This is a genomic window from Streptococcaceae bacterium ESL0729 (genome assembly GCA_029391995.1).
Lineage (GTDB): Bacteria > Bacillota > Bacilli > Lactobacillales > Streptococcaceae > Floricoccus.
The window spans coordinates 1026630-1050109 of sequence record CP113924.1 but is presented as its reverse complement, the minus strand read 5'-3'; the positions used below and the strand labels follow the sequence as shown (position 1 = coordinate 1050109).

The 23480-nt window shown below is 40.0% G+C and carries 26 protein-coding genes; 16 read left to right on the top strand and 10 right to left on the bottom strand.

Features of this window, described 5'->3' with window-relative positions; translation table 11 throughout:
- Position 1 precedes the first annotated feature (1 nt).
- From OZX68_05275 to OZX68_05245, 7 genes are all read left to right on the top strand, one after another.
- Positions 2-1111 carry a prephenate dehydrogenase gene (locus tag OZX68_05275; GenBank protein WEV60336.1) on the top strand — a complete coding sequence of 370 codons (1110 nt, stop codon included), beginning with the start codon at positions 2-4 and terminating at the stop codon, positions 1109-1111.
- On the top strand, positions 1101-2390 hold the full coding sequence (gene aroA, locus OZX68_05270) for a 3-phosphoshikimate 1-carboxyvinyltransferase (protein WEV60335.1): 1290 nt from the start codon (positions 1101-1103) through the stop codon (positions 2388-2390). Before OZX68_05275 ends, aroA begins: the two co-directional genes overlap by 11 nt.
- Positions 2391-2894: a shikimate kinase gene (locus OZX68_05265; GenBank protein ID WEV60334.1), complete on the top strand. Its 504-nt coding sequence runs from the start codon at positions 2391-2393 to the stop codon at positions 2892-2894.
- Between the two features lie 3 nt (positions 2895-2897).
- Entirely contained in the window at positions 2898-3737 is an 840-nt protein-coding gene (pheA, locus tag OZX68_05260) for a prephenate dehydratase (protein WEV61382.1), read from the top strand.
- A 111-nt stretch (positions 3738-3848) separates the two neighbouring features.
- Positions 3849-4193, top strand: a complete 345-nt coding sequence (locus OZX68_05255) for a YxeA family protein (GenBank protein WEV60333.1) — start codon at positions 3849-3851, stop codon at positions 4191-4193.
- Between the two features lie 23 nt (positions 4194-4216).
- Positions 4217-4969 carry an ABC transporter ATP-binding protein gene (locus OZX68_05250; GenBank protein ID WEV60332.1) on the top strand — a complete coding sequence of 251 codons (753 nt, stop codon included), beginning with the start codon at positions 4217-4219 and terminating at the stop codon, positions 4967-4969.
- The gene (locus OZX68_05245; GenBank protein ID WEV60331.1) at positions 4970-6976 is read left to right on the top strand and encodes an ABC transporter permease; all 2007 of its coding nucleotides are present in this window, start codon (positions 4970-4972) and stop codon (positions 6974-6976) included.
- 33 nt (positions 6977-7009) lie between these two features.
- Here OZX68_05245 and OZX68_05240 read toward each other — a convergent pair whose 3' ends face one another.
- On the bottom strand, positions 7010-7336 hold the full coding sequence (locus OZX68_05240; GenBank protein ID WEV60330.1) for an AzlD domain-containing protein: 327 nt from the start codon (positions 7334-7336) through the stop codon (positions 7010-7012).
- The gene (locus tag OZX68_05235; GenBank protein WEV60329.1) at positions 7323-8030 is read right to left on the bottom strand and encodes an AzlC family ABC transporter permease; all 708 of its coding nucleotides are present in this window, start codon (positions 8028-8030) and stop codon (positions 7323-7325) included. Before OZX68_05235 ends, OZX68_05240 begins: the two co-directional genes overlap by 14 nt.
- Before the next feature lie 200 nt (positions 8031-8230).
- Here OZX68_05235 and OZX68_05230 point away from each other — a divergent pair, with 200 nt between their 5' ends.
- From OZX68_05230 to OZX68_05215, 4 genes are read left to right on the top strand one after another with little or no spacing between them, the layout of a single operon-like run.
- A complete protein-coding gene (locus OZX68_05230; GenBank protein ID WEV60328.1) occupies positions 8231-8779 on the top strand; it encodes a helix-turn-helix domain-containing protein in 549 nt (182 codons plus the stop codon).
- An 8-nt stretch (positions 8780-8787) separates the two neighbouring features.
- Positions 8788-9828: a VanZ family protein gene (locus OZX68_05225; GenBank protein WEV60327.1), complete on the top strand. Its 1041-nt coding sequence runs from the start codon at positions 8788-8790 to the stop codon at positions 9826-9828.
- Position 9829: 1 nt separating this feature from the next.
- The gene (locus OZX68_05220) at positions 9830-10492 is read left to right on the top strand and encodes a response regulator transcription factor (protein WEV60326.1); all 663 of its coding nucleotides are present in this window, start codon (positions 9830-9832) and stop codon (positions 10490-10492) included.
- Positions 10489-11373, top strand: a complete 885-nt coding sequence (locus OZX68_05215; GenBank protein WEV60325.1) for a sensor histidine kinase — start codon at positions 10489-10491, stop codon at positions 11371-11373. The genes OZX68_05220 and OZX68_05215 overlap by 4 nt, the downstream gene beginning before the upstream one ends.
- Positions 11374-11396: 23 nt before the next feature.
- Here OZX68_05215 and serS read toward each other — a convergent pair whose 3' ends face one another.
- From serS to OZX68_05190, 5 genes are all read right to left on the bottom strand, one after another.
- Complete coding sequence (serS, locus tag OZX68_05210; protein WEV60324.1) at positions 11397-12665, bottom strand: serine--tRNA ligase; 1269 nt, start codon at positions 12663-12665, stop codon at positions 11397-11399.
- Between the two features lie 288 nt (positions 12666-12953).
- Positions 12954-13319 (bottom strand): DUF956 family protein, encoded by a 366-nt coding sequence (locus OZX68_05205; GenBank protein ID WEV60323.1) that lies wholly within the window; start codon positions 13317-13319, stop codon positions 12954-12956.
- Positions 13320-13378: 59 nt separating this feature from the next.
- Positions 13379-14290, bottom strand: coding sequence for a PTS system mannose/fructose/sorbose family transporter subunit IID (locus OZX68_05200; GenBank protein WEV60322.1), 912 nt, complete (start codon positions 14288-14290; stop codon positions 13379-13381).
- A gap of 13 nt (positions 14291-14303) precedes the next feature.
- On the bottom strand, positions 14304-15134 hold the full coding sequence (locus OZX68_05195; protein WEV60321.1) for a PTS mannose/fructose/sorbose transporter subunit IIC: 831 nt from the start codon (positions 15132-15134) through the stop codon (positions 14304-14306).
- A 20-nt stretch (positions 15135-15154) separates the two neighbouring features.
- Positions 15155-16138 (bottom strand): mannose/fructose/sorbose PTS transporter subunit IIA, encoded by a 984-nt coding sequence (locus OZX68_05190; protein WEV60320.1) that lies wholly within the window; start codon positions 16136-16138, stop codon positions 15155-15157.
- A 452-nt stretch (positions 16139-16590) separates the two neighbouring features.
- Here OZX68_05190 and OZX68_05185 point away from each other — a divergent pair, with 452 nt between their 5' ends.
- Genes OZX68_05185 through OZX68_05175 form a run of 3 tightly spaced genes read left to right on the top strand, consistent with a single transcriptional unit; the run spans position 16591 to position 20176 of the window.
- Positions 16591-17094 (top strand): tRNA (cytidine(34)-2'-O)-methyltransferase, encoded by a 504-nt coding sequence (locus tag OZX68_05185; protein ID WEV60319.1) that lies wholly within the window; start codon positions 16591-16593, stop codon positions 17092-17094.
- Positions 17091-17714 carry a histidine phosphatase family protein gene (locus OZX68_05180; GenBank protein ID WEV60318.1) on the top strand — a complete coding sequence of 208 codons (624 nt, stop codon included), beginning with the start codon at positions 17091-17093 and terminating at the stop codon, positions 17712-17714. Before OZX68_05185 ends, OZX68_05180 begins: the two co-directional genes overlap by 4 nt.
- 47 nt (positions 17715-17761) lie before the next feature.
- The gene (locus tag OZX68_05175; protein ID WEV60317.1) at positions 17762-20176 is read left to right on the top strand and encodes an ATP-dependent RecD-like DNA helicase; all 2415 of its coding nucleotides are present in this window, start codon (positions 17762-17764) and stop codon (positions 20174-20176) included.
- Between the two features lie 63 nt (positions 20177-20239).
- On the opposite strand, the gene rpsT is transcribed toward OZX68_05175, so the two are convergent.
- Entirely contained in the window at positions 20240-20494 is a 255-nt protein-coding gene (gene rpsT / locus OZX68_05170) for a 30S ribosomal protein S20 (GenBank protein ID WEV60316.1), read from the bottom strand.
- Between the two features lie 276 nt (positions 20495-20770).
- On the opposite strand from rpsT, the gene OZX68_05165 reads away from it, so the two are divergent.
- Together OZX68_05165 and OZX68_05160 are read left to right on the top strand one after the other, a co-directional pair.
- Positions 20771-21376, top strand: a complete 606-nt coding sequence (locus OZX68_05165) for an aromatic acid exporter family protein (GenBank protein ID WEV60315.1) — start codon at positions 20771-20773, stop codon at positions 21374-21376.
- Entirely contained in the window at positions 21373-22068 is a 696-nt protein-coding gene (locus OZX68_05160; protein ID WEV60314.1) for a GntR family transcriptional regulator, read from the top strand. Before OZX68_05165 ends, OZX68_05160 begins: the two co-directional genes overlap by 4 nt.
- A gap of 43 nt (positions 22069-22111) precedes the next feature.
- On the opposite strand, the gene OZX68_05155 is transcribed toward OZX68_05160, so the two are convergent.
- Both OZX68_05155 and OZX68_05150 read right to left on the bottom strand, forming a co-directional pair.
- Positions 22112-22387, bottom strand: a complete 276-nt coding sequence (locus tag OZX68_05155; protein ID WEV60313.1) for a LapA family protein — start codon at positions 22385-22387, stop codon at positions 22112-22114.
- Between the two features lie 77 nt (positions 22388-22464).
- Positions 22465-23376, bottom strand: coding sequence for a hypothetical protein (locus tag OZX68_05150; protein WEV60312.1), 912 nt, complete (start codon positions 23374-23376; stop codon positions 22465-22467).
- Positions 23377-23480 lie beyond the last annotated feature (104 nt).

Sequence of the window (23480 nt, the reverse complement as noted above, 5' to 3'; positions counted from 1 at the left end):
AATGAATAAAAAAGTCCTAATTGCAGGTCTTGGCTTAATTGGTGGCTCCCTGGCTCTTGCTATCAAGAAAAATCATCCTGATTACCAGCTGGTGGCCTTTGATTCTAATCAAAAATCACTCAAGGCAGCTAAAGAGTTAGCCATGATTGATGCTTCTGTAGCCAAGGAGGAGTTGCCCCTTCAACTAGCAACTTTTGATTACATTATTTTAGCCCTACCGGTTGAAAAATCAATTGAATTTATGGAATTTATTAGCCACTACAAGCTTAAAGCTGGTCTTATCATTACAGATGTATCTTCAACCAAGGCTCTAATTGTCAAGCGGGCAGAAGCTTTATTTGCAGGAAAAGATGTAAGCTTTGTCGGAGGTCACCCCATGGCTGGAAGTCATAAATCAGGCGTTCTTGCCGCCAACCTAAGTCTTTTTGAAAATGCCTACTATGTTTTATCAAAAAGTAATTTGGCCAGCCAGGAGGACCTTGAAGAAATCAAGGCCCTTCTTGTAGGGAGTGGGGCAAGCTTTATTGAATTAGCTGCCCCAGAGCATGACCAGGTAACCAGTCAATTAAGTCATTTCCCTCATGTTTTAGCAGCCATGCTGGTTAGGCAGGCAAATAATTATTCCAAGGACCATCCTGCAACTGAATTTTTAGCTGCTGGAGGTTTTAGGGATATGACACGGATTGCCTCAAGTGATGCCCAGATGTGGACGGATATTTTAATGACCAACAAGGAGTACGTGGCTGAGAGAATTGATGATTTTACAGGCCTCTTGGAAGATTTAAAAGGTAAGATTATTACTGACGATCAAAAAGCCCTATACGATTTTTTTGATGGGGCTCGTAAGCAAAGAAAAACCATGCAAATCCATAATGGAGTCATCCCTAATTTTTATGATCTTTATGTTAATGTTCCAGATAAGACGGGGGTTATTCATGAAATTTTGGGTTATTTAACCGATGCTGGTATCTCTATCATCAATATCAGAATTATTGAGAATAGGGAGGAAATCATGGGGGGCTTGAGGATATCTTTTAGAAGCTCCAAGGATTTAGCTATGGCTCAGACAATTATTAAGGAGAGGACAGGTTACAAGGTATATGAAGCTTAAGACAAATAGTAAGGGACTTAAGGGGACAATTAAGGTTCCTGGAGATAAGTCCATATCGCACAGATCGATTATTTTCGGATCAATTGCAGAAGGTGAGACCAAGGTTTATGACATTCTAAGGGGAGAGGATGTTTTAAGCACCATCGGAGTCTTTCGGGACTTGGGTGTTCCGATTGAAGATGATGGTCAGGTGGTAACAATCACAGGTAGGGGCTTTGGTGCTTTTAAAAAGCCTAATAAGGCACTAGACATGGGGAATTCTGGTACAAGTATTAGGCTTATTTCAGGCGTTCTTGCGGGAAGTGACTTTGAAGTTGAAATGTTTGGTGACAGCTCCCTTTCTAAAAGACCCATGGACCGTGTGGTCGACCCATTAAGTGAAATGGGAGTTGACATTCATGGTCAGACTGAAAAAGCCTTTCCTCCTTTGGTTGAAAAAGGAACTTCAAGTCTTAAGGCCATTAATTATAAGCTTCCTGTGGCCAGTGCCCAGGTAAAATCAGCCTTGATTTTTGCTGCCCTCCAGGCTGACGGGGAGTCAACGATTATTGAGAAAAAATTGACCCGTAACCATACGGAGGATATGATTATCCAATTTGGTGGTCAGATTGATATTGATGGTAAGACCATCAAGGTCAAGGGAGGTCAAAAGCTTGTAGGCCAAGAAATTACAGTTCCTGGTGACATCTCAAGTGCAGCCTTCTTCCTGGTCGCAGGTCTAATTATCCCAAATAGTAAGATTGAGCTTGAAAATGTCGGAATCAATCCAACAAGGACTGGAATCCTTGATGTTATTAAAAAGATGGGTGGAAAAATTGATATCAAGGAAAATCCATCCAAGGCCAATCTTTCAGCTACAATTACTGTTGAAAGCAGTAAGCTTAAAGGAGTTGAGATTGGAGGAGATATCATTCCAAGATTAATTGATGAATTACCTATCATCGCCCTTTTGGCAACTCAAGCTGAGGGAGTTACAGTCATAAAGGATGCGGCAGAGCTTAAGGTTAAGGAAACCAACCGGATAGATGCCGTTGCGACTGAACTTACTAAACTTGGGGCTAATATAAAACCAACTGATGATGGTCTTATTATCACAGGTCCAACCAAGCTTAAGGGAGCAGCCAATCTTTTAAGCTACCATGACCACAGGATTGGAATGATGGGTGCCATTGCAGCTTTAATGGTTGAAGATGATTCAGTTGATCTTGAAGGTGCAGAAGCAATTCCTGTAAGTTATCCCAACTTTTTTGAAGACCTTACAAGCTTAGAGGAAAGATAGATGGCAATTATTCTTTTAGGCTTTATGGCTAGTGGAAAATCAAGCCTTGGAAGGAAATTAGCCAAGGAAGTTGACCTGCCCTATATTGATCTTGATCAGGAGATTGAAAGGGTTCTTGGAACTAGTATCTCCCAATACTTTGATCAAGAGGGGGAGGCAGCCTTTCGAAAGATAGAAGGGGAGGTCTTAAAGGACTTATCAGCCCAGGAGGCCATTCTTGCTACAGGTGGTGGGATTGTTGAGCTTCCTCATAATCGTGATATTCTAGCAGACAATGGGCAGAATATTTATCTATCGGCTGATTTTTCCAAGCTTTATGAGCGGATTGAAAATGATGAAAAAAATGTTCGCCCCCTCTTCCTGAATAATAGTCGGGCTGATTTGGAGAAAATTTACCAAAGAAGGCGTCCTTTTTATCAAGATCTTGCCCACCTAAAGATTGATGTCAATCGTCCTTTGGAGGAGATTACCCAAGAGCTATTAACTTATCTAAGGAAGGAGTAGATGATGAAAGTAGGTTTTTTAGGTCCCAAGGGATCATTTACTTATATGGCTAGCCACCTAACCTTCCCCCAGGCTGAATTAGTCCCCCTAGCGAGTATTACAAGCCTTATCAAGGAGTATGAGGCAGGTCTTCTTGACTATGCCGTTGTTCCCCTTGAAAATTCGATAGAAGGTAGTGTCCATCAAACGGTCGATTATCTTTTTCACCAGGGTGACTTAAAAACAGTGGCTGAGCTGGTCCTACCTATTAGGCAGCAGCTGATGGTTAAGGGACAGGTAAAAGATATCGAAAAAATTTATTCTCACCCTCAGGCTCTAGCCCAAAGTGAGAAATTTATCCAGGAAAATTATCCCAAGGCCAGCCTTGAAATAACTGAAAGTACAGCCCTTGCTGCCAAATATGTTTCTGAAAATCCAGGGCTAAAAATTGCAGCCATTGCTCCCAAACTTTCTGCGAGGACCTATGGCCTTGAGATTATAGCTAGGGACATTCAGGAAATGGAAGATAACAATACCCGCTTTTGGGTTCTTGGAGATCAGGCTCCAGAGTTTGAGCTTGCAAGTAGCGAGGTTAAATCGTCCATTGCCTTTACCTTGCCAAATAATAATCCAGGTGCCTTGTATCAGGTCTTAAAAATATTTGCCGATAAAAAAATTAACCTATCAAAGATTGAATCAAGACCCTTAAAGACAGTACTTGGCGAATATTTTTTCTTGATTGACTTTATTAGTCAAAAAGAAGAGGCAGATCAGGTCATAGGGGCTATAAGCCAGGGAGGTGCAAGAGTTAAGGATTTGGGAAGTTATCAGGTCTATAATCTTTCTATGGATAATCTCTTGTAAGTATTTAGTCTGACAAATTTGTAAGGAAAAAAAGGTATCATGTAAGTTTTGATACCTTTTTTTGGTATATAATGGCTACATAAAAGTGTAAGAAAGAGAGAAATTATATATATGAAAAAATTTTTAGCTAGTTTAGTTGTAATTTTTGCCCTAATCTTTGTTGGGGGGCGTGCTTGGTATCAAGCAAGTTACGGCGGACAAACCTACTATGTTCAAATCAAGGGTGAAGGTCAAAGAAAGACTGACACTGACTCTAAGGGTAAGGTTTATGGTTCTTATGAATATACTCTTGATGGAAAAGATAAGTCTGGTAATAGTAAAAGTTTAACCTTTAGAAACATTGAAGACAGGCCAATGAAGCAAGATGCTTGGCTCAAGATTACCTACAACAAGGATAAGGGAGTAACCAGCTGGAATGAAGTTTCTCCTAGTCAAGTACCTGACAAGGCCAAATAATAAGCAAGAAAAGGAGCTATCGTATGTTATTAGAAGTAAATCACCTACAAAAAGTTTTTAAAACTCGTTTTTCAAAAGAGGAGACAACTGCCCTTCGCGATGTTAATTTTACAGTCGAAGAGGGTGAATATATTGCCATCATGGGTGAATCTGGATCAGGTAAGACAACCCTTTTAAATATTATGGCTACGCTTGAGAAGCCAAGTGGCGGTCGTGTTGCCCTAAATGGTGAGGATATTACAAAGATTAAGGAAAAGGACTTAGCCAAATTTAGGCGTAAACACCTAGGTTTTGTCTTCCAAGACTTCAATCTACTTGATACCCTATCAGTCCGTGACAATATCTACCTACCAATGGTTCTTTCAAGGGCCAAGGTTAAAGAGATGGAGCGTCGTCTTGATATCTTAGCACCCAAGCTAAATATTAAAGAGCTACTTAACAAACAACCCTTTGAATTGTCTGGTGGACAAAAGCAGAGGGTGGCTGTAGCCCGTGCCCTAATTACCCAGCCTGAAATAATTCTAGCTGATGAGCCGACTGCTGCCCTTGACTTTAAAAACAGTGAAGACCTGCTTGATTTATTTGAAGAAATCAACAATGAGGGGCAAACAATTCTTATGGTAACCCATTCAAGCCTTGCGGCCAGCCATGCCAAGCGTGTTCTTTTCATTAAAGATGGTCAAATCTTCCACCAGCTTTATAAGTCAGATAAGTCAGCTGCTGAATTTAATAAGGAAATCAACCTTACAATGAGCGTTTTACTAGGAGGTGAGTAAATGTTTTATCTAAAACTTGCTGTAAATAATATCAGGAGGTCCTTTGCAAACTTTGCCCCCTTCCTTCTAGCATCAACTGTTATGTATGTGATGAACTTAATCATTGCGACCATCCTATTTAGCCCAAGTATTGACAATATGAAAAGTGGGGCTAATACGGTAAGAACCTTGATGGGGATGGGGCTGGTCATAATCTCAGCCTTTGCCCTAATCATCATGGTTTACGGCTACCGCTTCCTCATCAAGAGGCGGACCAAGGAGTTTGGTCTCTATGAGATTTTAGGGCTTAGTAAGACTCAAATTGCCCATGTTTCCTTAGATGAGCTGATTATCCTATTTTTACTAACTGTCTTTGCTGGTACTATTATTGGTTTAATCTTAGCCAAATTCCTCTTTTTGATTTTGGTTAGTCTGATTGATGGAAGTAATTTTGGCCTTGCATTTTCAGGTCAGGCCTTTTTAGTGGTAAGTCTAATCTTTTTGGCCATTTTCTTCCTCCTGATAATCATCAGCAGTTTGACCATCCAAAATAATTCTTCCCTCAACCTACTAAAAGAAGAAAGTCGCGGTGAGAAAGAGCCTAAGGCTAACTTTATCTTTGCTATCCTAAGTCTTATCCTAATCGGTGCAGGCTACTATATTGCAGTCACAGTAAAAAATCCGATGGCTGCCCTAACCAACTTCTTTATTGCAGTAGTTCTTGTTATTGTGGGAACCTATCTATTTTACCTTAGTTTTACCATCTGGCTTTTAAGACGCCAGAAGGCCAATAAAAAATATTACTACCAGCCCAAGCATTTTATCACAGTAAGCTCTATGCTTTACCGGATGAAGCAAAATGCTGTGGGACTTGCAAATATTACTGTCCTAGTTGCCATGACCTTTGTGACCTTGGCTGTAACTGTAGGTCTTCATACCGGGGTTAAGGATGTTGTAAATCAAGCCTTTCCGCAAGACACCAACACTCATGTGGGAGCATCAGGCGTTTCAGCAGATGAGTTTGACCTCCTTGTCCAAGCTACAAGTGCTGCACCCAAGCTTAATGTTAAGTATATGGAAGCAAATTCTTCAGCAAATATTGCCCCTGACCAGTCTGATTTAGTCGTTGGTAGTGCATCTAACGATGTAAGTATTAATAATTTTGCAAGTATCAAGTTCTTGGCCCGCGAGGACCTAGTCAAAATAGGTAATGAAGACCTTCCTGAAATTTCTGGGAACCAGGTCCTACTAGCTTCGGTTGTTGGTAAAACACAACTTAAGAGCATTGATTGGTATGGTCAAAAACTTGTCGTTAAGGATTTAGTAACTGACATTAAAAATGTTTCAAATGAAATGTCTGGTGTGAATAGCTTTTATGTTATTTTCCCGACAGAAGTTGCTCTTAAAAACTTTGTTGCAGCTTCTAATGCAAGCAATCAAGCAGCAGGAGCAGGGGATGGAATCTCTTATGAAACTATGCTTACAAGCATGCAAGGATTTACAAATATTTCATCTTCTGACCAAGAAAAATTCCAAGAGGAATTTACTAGGAATGTAGGGACTGTTCAAGAAGGTTTTGGTCCAAGTAACTTTACCATGCTTTACAAGTCTGATCTTAAGTCAACCATGAATGAATTTACTGGAAGCTTCCTCTTTATCGGCTTTACCCTTGGTGTGACCTTTATCCTGGGAGCAGCCCTCATTATCTACTACAAGCAGGTATCAGAAGGAGCTCAGGACAAGCGTAACTACAAGATTCTTCAAGAGGTTGGTCTTTCAAAAGATGAAGTTGCCTCAACCATTAAGAGCCAGGTTGTCATGGTCTTCTTCATGCCAATCGCCCTTGCTATCATGCACTTTACCTTTGCCTTTGTCATGATTAAGAAGCTCTTAGCAATTTTTGGAGTAACCAATGGTGGTCTTATTTTAATGGTTAGCTTGCTTACAATTTTCGTTGTAGCCCTAATCTACTACCTAATCTATAAGTTAACATCAAAAGTTTACTACAATATTGTTGAAAGAAATTAAAGAAAAAATCCCATCTCCAAGAGATGGGATTTTTTACATGGTCATACGAATAAGGGCAAGGGATAGGACTCCAATAAGAACAGTTACTAGAAGACTTTTACTAATGGCTGCAGCAAGTACGGTCGGTAGGGATGCAAGTAAATTTTCTTGATTAAGTCCTGGCAGGTGGCCAAGTCTTTGAACAAAAAGACTATTAAACCAAAGGGCTGACATGATTACGGTAGGAACAAAGGCCAGGTATTCACTAACAGCCTTGGGTAGATCAAAGTGCTTTAATAAAATAAAGGGAAGGACCCGTGACAACCAGGTCACCAAGGTACAGCCCAGAATGGTTAAGATGACATAATTAAAAGAAGGCATTTTTTATGAAAACTCCAATTCCACATGAAATTACTGTTACAAAGATGATTAAAATAGAGGCTGGTAGGAAGATAAGGCCCAGATAAACAAGCATTAAGGTAATGAGGATAACAATCACCTGCAGGCTTTTGGCCATGCTTTGATCAAAGATTACTTGCAGATACAAAAGGCCAATGAACATGGCAACAATGGCAAAATCAAGGCCCAATTTGTCAGGATTTTCAATAAATCCTCCTAGAATACCACCTGCGACACTTGATAAAAACCAGACGAGATAGGCAATTACATTGGAAGCATTAAGCCAGCTGAAGCTTAGCTTGTTACCAGTAAAATTGAGCTTGTTGATGGCAAGGGCAAAGCTTTCATCAGTTAAAAAACTACCAATGATTATATTTTTAGTCAAGCTTTCTCCCTTAAAATAAGGGGCAAGGGTCATGCTCATTAAAATCATCCTTGAATTAATTAAAAAGGTTGAAAGAATGATTGGAAGGATTGGACTAGCTGCCGCAAGCATACTAACGGCAATAAACTGGGCTCCTCCTGCATAGACCAAAGCCGACATAAGCCCGATAAGAAGGACTGACAAATTGGCCGCATGACCAATAATCCCAAAGGCAAGGCCAACTCCGATAAAACCAAAAATAGTTGGCAGGGTTTCCTTTATTCCTGATTTAAAATCAAGACTATTATTCATTATATTAATCCCTTCCGTGTGATTTTCCTAGGATTATTTTCAAGCTTTCCTAGGAGTAATTTGCTTATTAGGGCTTAAAGCTCTATAATTAAAGTAAATAAGACCGATTAAATGTATAAGGTGTTTGTTTAATAAACAAAACTTTAAGTTTATTATATTAAAAATAAAAGCATTGTCAATACATGTGCTAGGAGAGTTTCGTGGATATTAATCGCATCATAGGTAAAAATTTAAAGAGAATTAGAGCCAGTAAGGGGATGTCTCTTGCCAGCTTATCTGAGCTGTCATCTATCAGTAAGGGGATGCTGTCTCAAATTGAAAATGGGGAGACCAATCCGACCATAAATACCATTTGGAAGATTTGTAGCGGCCTAAATATCCCCTACACTGCCCTTTTGGAAGAAAAACAAGGAGATCAGGTCAGGGTTATTCGAAAGTCAGAAGCTTCTACTCAAAATATTAATGATAAGATTTCCCTCTTTTTTTACTACGGAGAGAGTGCTGAACGAAGTTTTGATTATTTTCAAATGGAGATTGAACCTGGCATCAGCCATACCTCAGTTGGTCATTCGCTGAATACTGAGGAGTATCTGATGGTTCTTGAAGGAGAGCTTCAAATGACCGTTGGCGGAGAAAATTACCTGCTTTCTCAGGATGATGTAATCTCCTTTGATGCTAAGGAGGAGCATACCTATACTAATCTAGGGGCTAGTGTCCTTAAGCTTTCAGTTATCATCAATTATAAGTAGGAGGACAGATGAGAATTTACATAGAACCCATTCAGATTGGGGCCATGGCTTTTTTTGGGGTGGCCCTACTAGCAATCTTGCCTTATTTTATTATTCAATACCGCAAAAATGGTGGAGTTGGTTCCTGGAAGCTTTTGGTTAGTTTTTCCTTTATCCTCTACATCCTTTGCTCCTATGCCCTGACCATCTTCCCCCTCCCATCGATTGATGCGGTGAAAAAGATGACAGGCCCCACGGAAAACCTCCATCTGTTTGCCTTTGTCAAATATTTTAGGGAGTATAATCCTTTAGTTCTATCAGACAAATCGACCTGGCTTCCTGCCCTAAAGCACTGGACCTTCTTCCAACCCTTCTTTAATGTTCTTTTAACCCTTCCCTTTGGCTTTTATCTGGCCTACCTCTTTAAGAAGCGTTTTTGGACCAGTCTCCTTTATAGTTTCCTTTTAACCTTGTCCTTTGAATTAATTCAAAGGTCAGCCCTATTTGGTTATTATCCAAGGCCGTACAGGCTCTTTGATGTCGATGACCTCCTCTTAAATACTGTAGGTTCCATGATTGGTTACGGTCTAAGTAGGCTTATCATGCCTCTTTTGCCCAGCCTTGATAAAAATAATTTTGACAGCTCAAGGGTTAGTTTGACTCGAAGGTTTACCGCCTTCTTTGTCGATCTTGCAATCTTAGCTCTCCTTAGTCTTTTTACTAAGGACTATCTGGCCTATGCTTTGATTTTTGTCCTTATTCCTCTAATATTTAAGGCAAGTCCTGGACAGTATGTCGTTAAAGTCCAGATTGAGGGGAAAAATAGGGGGAGGATTTTCTTGAGATTAATATTAATGACCTGTAATCTGATCCCCCTAGCCTTATTTATCCATGCAAGCAATCTTTTAGCCATTAGTAGTGGGGAAAATATATCAGAAATTTATCTGGAACTTGTAATGAGTCTATCCTTATTTTTAATTGAAATTTTGGATGTAATTTTGGCCTTTATCAATGGCTCTAAAAGATTGTGGTTTGAGCGGATAAGCCATACTAGACTGGTAGGTAAGTAAGATGACCAAGAAAAAAATTTTTATTGTTGAAGATGACGAGTCAATTGTCAAAAGTCTCAAGCTATCCCTTGATGGTGAATTTGACTCTCAAAGTGTCAAAAATTTTAGGAGTGTTAGCCAGGAAATTAAGGAATACGCTCCTGATTTGATATTGATGGACATGACCCTGCCTTATTTTAATGGCTTTTACTGGACGACAGAGGTCAGAAAAAACAGTAAGGTGCCGATTATTTTTATATCAAGTGCCACTGATGAAATGAATGCCATCATGGCTATGGATATGGGTGCAGATGATTTTGTGTCGAAACCTTTTTCCTTGGAGGTTTTAAGGGCTAAAATTCATGCCCTCCTTCGAAGGAGCTCTGATTTTTCAAGCTCTTCTTTGAACTTCTTAGGTTTCAACCTGTCCTTTGATGGCCAGGTAAAAAAGGATGATAAAAAAATCAATCTAACGGCAACAGAAAACAGAATCATGCGTCTTTTATTTGAAAAGGCAGGTTCAGTTGTGACCAAGGAAGCTCTTTTGGCCAAACTTTGGGAGGGGGATGACTTTTTTGATGCCAATACCCTCCAGGTCAATATCGCAAGGCTTAGAAAAAAACTTGCTGAAATAGACTTCAACTACATTCATACGGTGAGGGGAGTGGGGTATGTTTTAAAATGAGAAGACACTTAAAAGATTATTTAAAGGAAAAATTTCCCTTAATTTGGGTTTTACTCTTTATTTTCCTAATCTATCTGACCTTTTTTACCATTTGGAATCTTGATTCGGAGCCTCTAGTCAGTGCCAGCCTGATAGCCCTTTTGACCTTTAGCCTTTATTTCATCTTTGATTTTAGACGCTGGCGTAAAAAGAAGCTTGAAGAAGAAGCCCTTTTAGAAGAACTTAGGAATATTTCTGATAAGTTGGATGAAACAATTCTCTTTGATAAAAATCTAACTGATATTGTAAGAATCTGGAGCCATCAGATGAAGGTGCCCCTTGCCTCAATTGATCTAATGGTTCAAACTGGTCAAATTGATCCCCTGGTTCTTAAGAATCAGGCCTTTCAGATTGATAACTATTTGGGAATCCTACTTGAATACTTAAGATTAAATAATGTCTCAACTGACTTTCGCTTTGATAAGTTTGATGTGAAAGATCTTGTGGTCAAGTTGGTCAAAAAATATGCCAATCAGTTTATCGCTAAGGATTTAACAGTTGAAATTACTGGCTCCTGGGTTCTTGTGACGGATAAGCGGTGGCTATCGGTAGCTCTTGAGCAGATAATCAACAATGCTGTTAAATACACCAATCAGGGAAGTGTTAAATTTATTTTGGAAAAAAATTCCCTTTTGATTGAAGATACAGGGATTGGTATTCTTTCAGAAGATATTCCAAGGCTCTTTGAACATGGATTTACAGGCTATAATGGTCGTTTGGGTAAGAAATCAACAGGCCTTGGACTCTATCTATCAAAAACGATTCTTGATAAACTTGAACTAGGCATTTCAGTAAGTTCTCAGGTTGATCAGGGCACTCGTGTTTTTATCAAAAAAAAATAGACCGCTGGTCTATTTTTTTGCTATTATTTGATGAATTCAACCCCACCCATGTATGGACGAAGGGCTTCTGGGACAAGGACTGACCCATCTTCTTGTTGGTAGTTTTCAAGGATAGCTGCAACAGTGCGTCCAACTGCAAGCCCTGAACCGTTTAGGGTGTGAAGGAGTTTAGCCTTCCCGTCTTCGTCACGGTAGCGGATTTGGGCACGGCGTGCCTGGAAGTCTTCTGTGTTTGAACAGCTTGAGATTTCGCGGTAGGTATTTTGGGCTGGAATCCAAACTTCTAGGTCATAAGTTTTGGCAGCAGAGAATCCCATGTCCCCAGTTGAAAGGGCAACAACGCGGTAGGCAAGTCCAAGTTTTTGGAGGATGTTTTCAGCGTTTGCTGTCATTTTTTCAAGTTCTGCGTATGACTCTTCTGGACGGGCAAATTTAACCATCTCAACCTTATTGAACTGGTGGAGGCGGATTAATCCACGTGTATCACGTCCCGCAGAACCAGCCTCACTACGGAATGATGGGCTAAGGGCTGTGAAGTAGATTGGTAGGTCTTTCCCGTCAAGAATTTCCCCGCGGTAGTAGTTAGTTAGGGGAACTTCAGCTGTTGGGATAAGAACATAGTCAGAGTCCGCAAGTTCAAAGGTATCTTCCTTGAATTTAGGGTACTGACCAGTACCAAACATTGAATCGTGGTTTACCATGTAAGGGGGGATTACCTCTGTGTAGCCTTCGCTTGCATGCTCATCAAGCATGAAGTTGTAAAGGGCACGTTCTAGGCGTGCTCCAAGACCCTTGTAGAAAAGGAAGCGGCTTCCAGTAACCTTGGCTCCACGTTCCCAGTCAAGAATCCCAAGGTCTTCACCAATTTCCCAGTGAGGTCTTGGTTCAAAAGAGAATTCTGGAGCAGTTCCCCAAGTGCGGACCTCAACATTGTCATCCTCATCAGCCCCAACAGGCACATCATCATGCGGCAGGTTAGGAAGAATTGTGATGATGTCGTTGATTTTTTCTTCTACCTGAAGAAGGGAAGCATCAAGTTGTTTGATCTCACCAGACACAGCCTGCATTTTTTTGATGATCTCACTTGCGTCTTCCTTGTTGCGTTTAGCCTGGGCGATGGCTTCACTTTCTTCATTTCTTTGTTTCTTAAGCTCTTCAGTCTTGATGATAAGCTCACGGCGGTTTAAATCAAGATCTTCAAGTTCAGTAAGGATGTTGCTATCAACTCCCCTTGTTTGAAGTTTGCGGGCGACCTCTTCACGGTCTTGACGAATTTTTTTAATGTCTAACATAATAGCTCCTTCATTTTATATAAAAAACGACAGTCCCCCTGTAATAACAGGGCGATCTGTCGCGATTCCACCTATCTTCACCTACAAAAAGTAGGCCTTAAAAGCTGTAACGTAAGCTAGCGGTTTTGTTTTGCAAAACAAGTTAACGAAGTAGATATCTTAGGTTTCACCACCTGCTCCCACCAACCGCAAGCTCTCTAAAGGTTTCCCCTAATATTTTTTTCGCTGATTTTTAAGTTTATAAAATCTTATCTAGGTAAATTGTAACAGATTTATTTTGCTTGTCAATTATCTATTTTTTCGCTTGAAGGCAGATAAGATTGTAGCTAAGAAAGTTTGCCCCCTAACTACCTTATCGTTACCCAGATGCTCTCTGGCAATTTTTAGGATATGACCGCTATCCTTAGAGGAGAAGCTGATACTTGAATTATTGTTTAAAATAATGTTAAAACGCCTATCAACCTTACCCCTAGAAACATAACCTTCAATTTTTTTGATTTGAGCCCAAGGTAGGACAATATTATCCTTGAGTCTTCGGTCATTAAAGAATTCAAAGGCTTGGTCGCCAAGAAGCACCTTGCCATATTTTGCAAAACCCAGATAAGCAATAGCAGGACCTGAATATTCAGCCTTCGTATTTAGGGATTGAACCATTTTACTTACTTTCTCCAATCAATTTTTATAATAAGTAAAAAAGCGCCAAAGCGCTCTTATTACATGAAACCAAAGTATTTTCCAATGATACCTACAGCAAATAGACCGAAGATAATGGCAATTGGAGAAACTTTTTTCTTAAGAAGCCACATACATAGGAAGGTAAGTAGTAGGGCCATAAGACCTGGAACCAATTGGTTAAGGTTGTCTTGAAGGCTTGTAACCTTGGTTTGGTCAAGGGCAAGTCCACCTGATTGAAGTTGAAGGGCTTCTTTGATTCCTTCAGCTCCAGCAGGAATTTCCTTCCAGTTGATGTAAGCCCCATCTTGAAGTTTAATCTCAGATACTTTAACGGCATCAAAGCTGATATTTACCCAACGTTGAATCAGAACACCAAGAACAAACATTCCAAGGATTGAAGCTCCCTTGGTTAATTTTTGTAGGAGTCCACCAGAGAGGTCTTCTGTAATCTTGCTACCTTGTTTGTAACCAAGCTCTTGTGTGTACCACTGGAAGGCAATCCTGATGATATTCCAAGCTAGGAAGAAGAAGATAGGGGCGATTAGAGAACCACTAACAGCAAGACTTGCAGCAATGGCTCCAAGGATTGGACGAACTGTAAACCAGAAGACTGGATCTCCAATACCAGCAAGAGGTCCCATCATACCAATTTTAACCCCTTGGATGGCAGCATCATCAATTGGAGCACCATTAGCACGTTCTTCCTCAAGGGCAAGAGTTACACCAAGAATAGGTGATGCCACGTATGGGTGAGTGTTGAAAAACTCAAGGTGACGTTTAAGGGCAGATGCAGCCTCTTCTTTACCTGGGTAAAGTTTTTTGAGGGCTGGAATCATTGAGAAGGCCCAACCAGCATTTTGCATACGTTCATAGTTCCAAGAACCTTGTAGGAAGAATGAGCGAATTAAAACATTACGACGAGTCGCTTTATCTATTTTGTGTTCAGTCATGATTTTCCCCTTTCTAGTAATCATTTAAGATGTCGCCGATTGGATCACCTGATCCACCGCCATTTGAGTCATTATTTGAACCACCTGATGATTGAAGAGCAAGGTAGATGAAGGCCATAGATAGGCCGATAATTCCCATTGCAATCAGAGTAAGTTCTTTAATTGGGGCAAGGGCGAAACCTAGGAAGAAGAAAGGCCAAACTTCACGGCTAGCCATAAGGTTGATAACCATAGCATAACCTACAGCAACTACCATTCCTCCACCGATAGCCATACCATCAGTAAACCAAGTTGGTAGTGATTGAAGGGCGTTAGTAAGGATTTCAGGCTCGATAACCAAAAGAAGTCCTGCAGGAATAGCAATACGTAGTCCTTGCATCATTAGGGCAACAACGTGCCAAAATTCAACACCACGGTAGCTTCCAAGTTCAGCAGCAGCATCAGCCCTGTGGATGATGGCAACTGATAGAAGACGGACTAGGGTTGTAAGGATAAGTCCAGCAGTAGCAAGAAGAACAGCAATACCGATGATTGAGTTGATTTCTCCAAGAGATACTGTATTAGATTCAGCCCAGTCATGTGATTGAACTAGGATAATTGCTGAGGCAACTGAAGCAAGAGCAGCATCAGGTGCTACGGCCGCTCCGATATTAGCCCAACCAGCAGCAAGAATCTGTAGGGTTCCACCTAAGATTACACAAGGTGCAACATGTCCTGTAGCAATACCGATTAAAGAACAGGCAATAATAGGCTGGTGAAGTTGGAATGAATCAAGAATCCCCTCAAGACCTGCAAAGAAGGCGAAGAGAAGAACCAGGATTACACTAATCAAACCATATGTCATTTTTAGTTTCTCCTTTAAAATTATTTAACGTTTGCCTTTTTAATAAGGGCAAATAGATCAGCTTTAGAATCATTTGGCACCTTACGGACGTCAAATTTAATTCCTAAATCTTTAAGTTTCTCATAGGTTTTAACATCTTCTTTATCCATTGAAAGAACATTGTTAACCATTGTTTTACCAGTTGAGTGGGCCATTGAACCAACATTAAGTTCAGTAATTGGCACGCCACCTTCAATTGCCTTAAGGGCATCCTCTGGTGTTTCAAACAATAGAAGGGCCTTGGTATTTCCAAAACGTGGATCCTTGGCAACCTCAATCATCTTCTGAATAGGAACAATATTTGCCTTAACTCCTGATGGAGCAGCTTGTTCAATCAACTTCTTACGCAGATTATCCTTAGAAACCTTGTCGGAAACAACAATGATACGGTCTGGTTTAACAGCTGGAGTCCATCCTGTTGCCACCTGTCCGTGCAGGAGACGAGAGTCGATACGAGCGAGTGGAATCTTAATTTTTCCATCGCCAAGGACTGTGCCTTCAGGGATAGGACCGCTGGCCTTTTGAACCTCTTTTGCTTCAGTTGAAGTCTCAGCCGGTTGAAGGTCTTCTGGGCGAACACGAACACCACCGGTTGCCTCTTTCATAATGTTTCCTACAACATCATGAAGCTTAGCATCTGGATTAAAACGTTCAGTGTAGGCTTGAATTAACATAGGCAGGTTGAGACCTGCAATAATAGCCATTCTGTCCTTACTTTCTTCAAAGATGCGGTTTGCTTGGTTGAAGGGAGAACCTCCCCATAGGTCAACTAAGAATAAAACCTCATCACTAGCCTCGAAAGTTGCGACAGCATTAGTTAACTTTTGGTACAAGTCATCAGGTCCTTCATTTGGCATAAAAGTTACAGATTGAACTTTTTCTTGATCACCAAATATCATAGAACCAGATTGTTTGATTCCATCAGCAAATTCACCGTGGCTCGCAATAACAATTCCGATACTCAATTGTGTTTCCTCCTAAAAATATATTGGCGTATGCCACATGGCCTAATAATAAAGACTTCTTCATAAAAAAACAATCCTAATAAAACCAGTGACATACTAACTACATTGCCATTATACAACTAAAGTCTGAGACATGCAAAGGATATAAAATCGGTTTCAAATATTTTTTTATGGTCTATACAGCCTTATTTTAAAACGCTTTCAAAGTGAAAAGCCTAGATTTTTTTGTTAAAAAAGATTTCTAAAGAACACAAAAAAACATTTTGAAATAATATTGTAATTAACTGTCCCTTTACAAGGCTTATGTGCTGTGTTATCATTACCAATGAATTAGTTTGTTTCAATCTTTCCTGTTATGATTAAAGCAAATTAACACGTAACTAGGGTGCTTGCCGAGACTGACTCCGAGCATCCTAGTTTTTTTATTATATAAATTTTTAAGGAGACTTGTTGTGAATCATATTGTTTTATTTGAGCCAAGAATTCACTTTAATACGGGTAATATTGCAAGGACTTGTGCTGCAACTAACACCGTCCTACATTTAATTGAGCCCTATGGTTTTGAAATCACTGATAAGAATCTAAAAAGGGCCGGGCTTGACTACTGGGACAAGGTTGATATTAGATATCACAAAAATTTAGGGGATTTTTTGGCCCAGGTTGATGGAAGGCTTCATCTAATAACCAAGTTTGCTGAAAGGATCTACTCAGATGCCGACCTTTCCAGCCAAGAGCTTGACCATTACTTTCTCTTTGGCCGTGAGGATACGGGGCTACCAGAAGATTTCATGCGGGAAAATCCTGACAAGGCCCTAAGAATACCCATGAATGACGAGCATGTAAGAAGTATCAATCTTTCAAATGCGGCAGCCATCTTAATTTATGACTGCTTGAGGCAGCAAGGTTTTCCAAATCTTGAGCTGAGCCATACCTATGAAGGAGATAAATTAAAATGAAATTATATTTTGTAAGACACGGAAAAACCGTCTGGAATTTGGAAAGACGCTTTCAAGGGATGACAGGAGATTCACCCCTTTTGAAAGAAAGTCATGAAGAAATTAAGGCCCTGGGTCAATATCTATCAGATGTTGACTTCAAACAAGTCCTGTCAAGTCCTTCAAAAAGGGCCCACGATACGGCCAAGGGTATTATTGCTGTTAATTCCTCTCCTAAGGAGATAGAGCTTGATTCCCGCCTCTATGAGTGGAATCTAGGAAGCCTTGAGGGACGTGAGATAGAGCTTGTCGGTCAAGAGTTCCCTCAGGCCCTCCATGCCTTTAGAAATAATCCTCAAGCCTTTGACGGTAAGCCCTTTGATGCTGAAAATGTGGATGATGTGATTGCAAGAATTAGCCAACTCGTAAAAGAGTTGGCTGAAAATGAGGACCTTAAAGATGATGACAAGCTTCTCTTGGTTGGTCACGGTGCAGCCTTAACCTCTGCCCTTCAAAGTCTTTTACGGGTACCCCATGATAGGCTTCGTAAAGATGGAATTTTATCAAATTCAAGCTTGACCATTCTTGATGTTAAGAGCCAAGATCAAATCGAACTTGTTGAATGGAATAAGACCGTCTAGGTAGATTGTTTGCAACCAAAATAGTTAAAATAAATATAGGAAGAAAGATGATGGATAAAATATTTTTTACAGGAACCATAGAGGCAGTTTTCTTTGAAAATCCAAGTAATTTTTACAAGGTTCTTCTTATAGATATAAGGGATACAAATTCTGACTATCTTGGGACGGAGATTGTTGTAAATGGGATCATTGGAGATGTGATTGAGGGTAGCTCCTATACTTTCTTTGGCCAGCTGACCAATCACCCCAAGTACGGGGAGCAGCTGAAGGTTACAAGTTATGAAAAAGATGCCCCGTCTGATAGTCTTGGCCTCATAAACTATCTTTCCAGTGAGCATTTTCCAGGGATTGGTAAAAAAACGGCCGAAAAGATTGTCGCAAGCTATCCAGAAGATACCATTGATAGCATCTTAAGTGATAGTAGTAAGCTTGATTCAATCTTATCTCAGGCCAAAAAAACAAGCCTTTTAAGACGTCTGTCTGAAAATCATGGCATGGAAAAGATACTTGCCCAGCTAAGTGATTATGGGCTTTCAACCAAGATTAACTTCCAAATCTATGATTATTACAAGGAGGAGGCCCTAAGTGTCATCAACCAAAATCCTTACCAACTGGTGGAGGATATAAAGGGTGTCGGCTTTAAGACAGCTGATAGGATGGCAGAAAAAATTGGCATTGAGGCTGATTCAAGGGCTCGCTACAGGGCCTGTCTCCTCCACCTTATTTTTGAAAGTGCCCAGGAGACGGGGGATACCTACATTGAAGCCAAGGAGTTACTTGATAAGACGGTTAATTTACTAGAAGATGCAAGAAATATTGAGGTTTCCTACGATGACTTGGCCCAAACCATCCTTGAATTAGTTGAGGAGGGTAAAATTCAGCAAGAGGGGACAAAATTATTTGAGAATTCCTTGTTTTTTGCTGAAGCGGGGATTGCTAAAAATATCGAAAGATTGCTAGGGAAGCAGGCAGAAAAAATTAAACCTAAAAAACTTGACCAAGTAATTAGGGATGTTGAAGAAGAGTTTTTAATCAGCTATGATGACTTACAAAAACAAGCCATCAAGGAGGCTCTTAATAGCCAATTTTTTGTCCTAACAGGAGGCCCTGGAACGGGTAAAACAACTGTTTTAAATGGGATTATCCATACTTTTGCAAGGATTAATGGCCTAGATCTTGATCCAACTTCCTATGATGAGGAGGTCTTCCCCATTCTCTTGGGAGCTCCGACAGGGCGAGCTGCAAGGCGGATGAATGAGCTCACTGGTCTAGCTAGTGCTACCTTACATAGGCACTTAAAAATCGGAACGGATGAGGATACCAACCTGGATGAAGGCTCTGATCAACTAGCCGGTAGGCTGTTGATTGTTGATGAGTTTTCCATGGTGGATACTTGGCTGGCCAATAGGCTTTTTGATAGTATCCCTAAGGACATGAAGGTCATTATTGTTGGAGACGCTGACCAGCTTCCTTCAGTAGGTCCTGGTCAGGTTTTAGCTGATCTTTTGAAGGTGGCTGACCTTCCTTCAATTAAGCTTGAACGAATCTTTCGCCAGGATGAAAGTTCGACCATTACAAGTCTTGCCCATGCGATAAAGGACGGTGACTTACCTGCTGATTTTAGGGACAGGAAGGCCGACCGTAGTTATTTTGAAGCCTTTGGTAATCAGATTCCAGAAATTATTAGACAAATTGCCTGGTCTTGGAAGAATAAGGGTAATGATCCCTTTGAATTTCAGGTTTTAATTCCTATGTATAAGGGCCTTGCTGGGATTATTAATATCAATACCATCCTCCAAGATATATTTAATCCCCTAGACGGAGGGCTCCAGTTTGAATTTCAGGACAAGCTCTTCAGGCGAGGAGACAAGATTTTACATCTGGTTAATGAGACCAGCTTGAACGTCTTTAATGGGGATTTGGGCTATATTATCGACCTAATTCCTGCCAAGGATAGCGATAGCAAGCAGGATGAAATTTTGATGAATTTTGATGGCTCTGAGATTTCCTACCCAAGAAGTGAGTGGTATAAGATAACCCTTGCCTATGCCATGAGCATTCACAAGTCCCAGGGAAGCGAGTTTGCTACCGTTTTAGTACCCATGATTGCAAGCTATAGCCGCATGCTCGAGCGTAATCTCTTATATACAGCCATCACCCGGGCCAAAAAGAGCTTGATTTTGGTCGGAGAGTACCAGGCCTTTCATCAGGCTGTTATGAGGGTTGGTTGCAATCGAAGAACCTATCTTTTAGAGCAATTTAAGACCTATCAAGCTTCTTACCCTTTAGAGGCTAAGGACTTATCTGGCCAGGAGGTAAGGGAGGCTACGCCGTCCTTTACTGATCACAAGGAAGATGAGAAGGCAGGGAAAATTTTGACAGCAATGCTTGTAGAAGAGCATAAAATAGATCCCTTGATTGGTCTCAGTCCAGAGGATTTAGCGATTTTTTCGAAAAATTAAAGACAAAAAAGGTTTGGGATATTCCCAAACCTTTTTCATAAAAAAATAAGTCGGTAAACCGAATTATTTTGCAAGTTTAGCAGCTAGACGAGATTTGTCACGGCCTGCTTTATTTTTGTGGATTAAACCTTTAGTTGCAGCTTTATCGATTGCAGCAGATGCTTTTTGGAAAAGCTCTTGAGCATCGTCAGCTCCTGCAGCCACAGCAGCATCAAATTTCTTGATTGCAGTACGCATTGCTGATTTTTGTTTTGAGTTTAATTCATTTGCTTTAACGTTTAATTCAGCACGTTTGATAGCAGATTTAATATTAGCCATATTTTCCTCCAATTATTAATATTACTTGCCAATTATACAGAAAAAAATTATGTTTGACAAGACCTGTCAAGTTTTTTTCTTTACCTTGCCCAAAAAAGTCTTATTCATGGAAAATATGATAAAAAATACACAATATCTTATAAATGGATTAATAAGCTTAAAAATAGCCAGGATTTATGCATTTAGGATAAATAAATATGCAGGGAAAAGCCAATCTAGTCTAAACTTATCAGTAAAAATATGTTACAATGAAGAAAAAATTAAAGGTAAGGTAGTATGAGTATACAGATTGGCCGTTTTAGGCTAGGTTTGAGAACAATAAAGACAGCAGTTGCAATAGCATTAATTATAATTTTCTTCCAAATTACTAATAGACCCCAAGGGGTGATGGCAGCAGGAGTATCTGCTGTGGTCGCTGTTCGAGGAGACTTTAGGACAACCATTAGTGTTTCAGGAGCAAGGTTTGCAGGAGCGGCCCTCGGGGGGATTTTATCGACCATCTTTTACATGACCTATTCGCATTTTGATCACAGCTTCTGGATTAAGCTTGTTATGGTTCCTTTAGCCCTTTTAATCATCATTGTAATTATGGATGGTTATAACCTAAATACAGGTCTTGTTGGAGCATGTTCATCATTTTTAATTATTTCTTTGGGAACTCCTGATGGAGAGACAGTCTTGTACGTTATAAATCGTGTGCTTGATACCTTTATTGGAGTAGGTTTTGCCATCGTTGTTAATCTGGTTGGAACCCATGATGCTCCAGCTCGGATTGTTAAGGAAAGAATTATACGACTTGGTAAAAACAAGGAACTTGAGGTTGATTTAGTAGAAGTTGTTGAAGAAAAGGAGCCTAAGAGGATCAACAAGGAGAAAAAATGAAACCTGTTTATATAAAAATCCATGATGCCATCAAAAAGGAAATTGAAAATGAAAGTTGGGAGCTTGGAGCTCGGATTCCAAGTGAGCGAACCTTGTCTGAGAGATTCAATGTCAGTCGGATGACCCTTAGACAGGCCGTGACAGCCCTTGTTGATGAAGGGATTTTGGAACGCAGGGCAGGTAGTGGTACCTACGTATCCAGTAAGCGTGTCAGAGAAAAAATGCGGGGCACAACGAGTTTTACAGAGATTATAGAAAAACAGGGAAAGACGCCTAAAAGTATCGTCCTTGCCTATACTAAGACTCTTGCAAATGAAATTGAGCTTGAAAAATTAAAGCTTAAGCCAGGGTCTCAAATCATACGGATGGAGCGAATTCGCTATGCTGATAATCTTCCCATCTGCTATGAGGTGGCAAGTATCCCCTATCTTTTGATTGCAAACTTTGACAAGCAGGATATTACCCATCATTTCTTCAAAACCTTAGAGGATAATGGCTTTGAGATTGGTAAAAGTGAACAGGTAATCTCAGCTAAAAATGCAAGTAGCAAGATAGCAGAGCACTTACAAATAAAAAGAGGTCAGGCCATTTTAAGCCTGACTCAAACCTCTCATTTTTCAGATGGTAGACCCTTTGAATTTGTCCTCAGCCAATATGTTGGTGACCGCTTTGAATTCTTTTTAGAACGATAAAACAAAAAAGCAGCCCAGAAGGCTGTTTTTTGTTGGTCACATGTTAGTCATCAATTAAGTCTTTGATATTTTTGATGGCTTCATCAATGCTTGTTTGAACTCTCTCTGACCTGCGGCTGATATCTCCTAGCTTAAAAATCCAACCAATAATTAGACCCAAGGTAAAGACAACTCCCATTAAAAGGGCCAGAGGTGTTTTTATTGACCAGGCAAGTAGTGAAACTAGAACATCTTTTGAGTTTGCTGCAATAATTAGAATGGATAGGATTAGAACAACCAAGCCAATAATTTTTCCTGTCGTATCAAGTGCTTTTTTCATCTGCATCCTCCCTTTTGTCCCACATTGTATATAAAAAACTTAAAAATATCAAAAAATAAGCTAAGAACATTCTTAACTTATTTTTTATAGCTGGTTACCTCTTCCATGCTAACCAAGATATTATTGGTTAAATCAGGAATGGGTGCTAAATGAACCAGGTAGTCAGCTTTTTTATAACCAAAGTGAAATTCCTGCTTTGAGGCCTTGGGGTCAACTAGTTTGGCAACTAAAAAACCAAGAAAGTCGCTATCTGATGAGAACATATCAATGCTTTCGCTCTTTGAAAAGTCCTGGGCAAAGGCTTTATTATAACGCTTAATTGCTCCCTTACCATTGTAGATGAAGATGGGAAAGTTAAATAGCTCTATAAATTCATAGAGATTTTCCTTCTTGGGCTTGGTTGACTCAGCCCGCTGCTGAATCTTTTCTCCCAAACGGTTAAGCTCCTTAGTTATTGGGTCAGTCTCCTCTGTGATGATGTAACTTTGCTCAAGGGGATTGCGGGAGATGGCCTTGATTTTAGCCACAATAGCCTCCTGATAGATCTGATAACGCCTGGCCTTGATAAAGTATTGCACAATCCATAAGAGATAGAAGAAGCTTGCAAAGATAACAAAAATAGCCTTAATAAAAAAAGTATCAGTCTTGTGTCCTGTCACCCTCAAATAACCTATAAGCTGGCTATTTTCATAGCGGGGAATGGCTACGGAGATATTTTTACCGTTAACCGTCCGAGCAGTTTGTGCACCCTGACTTAGGATTTTAATATCAGAAGCTGTATTCTCACTCTTGGAAAAGGTCTCAACAGATATGTCATCAAAGCGACTGGTGATACCTGAATTTAGGTCTTCATCAATCTTGTAGGCCACATCAGCGAGATTATCAGTATCCTTAGCCAGATAGTAGTTATTGGTAATGACTACGACCAATAAAACTGACAAAAAATAGAGGATAGCATAGGTTAAGAGGTTCTTTACTCTGGTTTTCATAATTTGCCCTTAATTTTTTAATTTTATGCTTCTTATTATAATCAAAATTTTGCTATAATGGAAAGGGAAATTGAAAATATTTATTTTTAATTATTTTACAAAAG

What these genes read in the sequence shown, in the direction of transcription:
- OZX68_05235 (WEV60329.1), bottom strand. Translation starts at nt 8,030, where the DNA reads ATGAATAATAGTCTTGATTTTAAATCAGGAATAAAGGAAACCCTGCCA.
- OZX68_05200 (WEV60322.1), bottom strand. Translation starts at nt 14,290, where the DNA reads ATGACTGAACACAAAATAGATAAAGCGACTCGTCGTAATGTTTTAATT.
- rpsT (WEV60316.1), bottom strand. Translation starts at nt 20,494, where the DNA reads ATGGCTAATATTAAATCTGCTATCAAACGTGCTGAATTAAACGTTAAA.
- OZX68_05245 (WEV60331.1), top strand. Translation starts at nt 4,970, where the DNA reads ATGTTTTATCTAAAACTTGCTGTAAATAATATCAGGAGGTCCTTTGCA.
- OZX68_05180 (WEV60318.1), top strand. Translation starts at nt 17,091, where the DNA reads ATGAAATTATATTTTGTAAGACACGGAAAAACCGTCTGGAATTTGGAA.
- OZX68_05155 (WEV60313.1), bottom strand. Translation starts at nt 22,387, where the DNA reads ATGAAAAAAGCACTTGATACGACAGGAAAAATTATTGGCTTGGTTGTT.
- aroA (WEV60335.1), top strand. Translation starts at nt 1,101, where the DNA reads ATGAAGCTTAAGACAAATAGTAAGGGACTTAAGGGGACAATTAAGGTT.
- OZX68_05165 (WEV60315.1), top strand. Translation starts at nt 20,771, where the DNA reads ATGAGTATACAGATTGGCCGTTTTAGGCTAGGTTTGAGAACAATAAAG.
- OZX68_05195 (WEV60321.1), bottom strand. Translation starts at nt 15,134, where the DNA reads ATGACATATGGTTTGATTAGTGTAATCCTGGTTCTTCTCTTCGCCTTC.
- OZX68_05250 (WEV60332.1), top strand. Translation starts at nt 4,217, where the DNA reads ATGTTATTAGAAGTAAATCACCTACAAAAAGTTTTTAAAACTCGTTTT.
- OZX68_05220 (WEV60326.1), top strand. Translation starts at nt 9,830, where the DNA reads ATGACCAAGAAAAAAATTTTTATTGTTGAAGATGACGAGTCAATTGTC.
- OZX68_05255 (WEV60333.1), top strand. Translation starts at nt 3,849, where the DNA reads ATGAAAAAATTTTTAGCTAGTTTAGTTGTAATTTTTGCCCTAATCTTT.
- OZX68_05215 (WEV60325.1), top strand. Translation starts at nt 10,489, where the DNA reads ATGAGAAGACACTTAAAAGATTATTTAAAGGAAAAATTTCCCTTAATT.
- OZX68_05275 (WEV60336.1), top strand. Translation starts at nt 2, where the DNA reads ATGAATAAAAAAGTCCTAATTGCAGGTCTTGGCTTAATTGGTGGCTCC.
- OZX68_05265 (WEV60334.1), top strand. Translation starts at nt 2,391, where the DNA reads ATGGCAATTATTCTTTTAGGCTTTATGGCTAGTGGAAAATCAAGCCTT.
- OZX68_05150 (WEV60312.1), bottom strand. Translation starts at nt 23,376, where the DNA reads ATGAAAACCAGAGTAAAGAACCTCTTAACCTATGCTATCCTCTATTTT.
- OZX68_05205 (WEV60323.1), bottom strand. Translation starts at nt 13,319, where the DNA reads ATGGTTCAATCCCTAAATACGAAGGCTGAATATTCAGGTCCTGCTATT.
- serS (WEV60324.1), bottom strand. Translation starts at nt 12,665, where the DNA reads ATGTTAGACATTAAAAAAATTCGTCAAGACCGTGAAGAGGTCGCCCGC.
- OZX68_05240 (WEV60330.1), bottom strand. Translation starts at nt 7,336, where the DNA reads ATGCCTTCTTTTAATTATGTCATCTTAACCATTCTGGGCTGTACCTTG.
- pheA (WEV61382.1), top strand. Translation starts at nt 2,898, where the DNA reads ATGAAAGTAGGTTTTTTAGGTCCCAAGGGATCATTTACTTATATGGCT.
- OZX68_05175 (WEV60317.1), top strand. Translation starts at nt 17,762, where the DNA reads ATGATGGATAAAATATTTTTTACAGGAACCATAGAGGCAGTTTTCTTT.
- OZX68_05160 (WEV60314.1), top strand. Translation starts at nt 21,373, where the DNA reads ATGAAACCTGTTTATATAAAAATCCATGATGCCATCAAAAAGGAAATT.
- OZX68_05225 (WEV60327.1), top strand. Translation starts at nt 8,788, where the DNA reads ATGAGAATTTACATAGAACCCATTCAGATTGGGGCCATGGCTTTTTTT.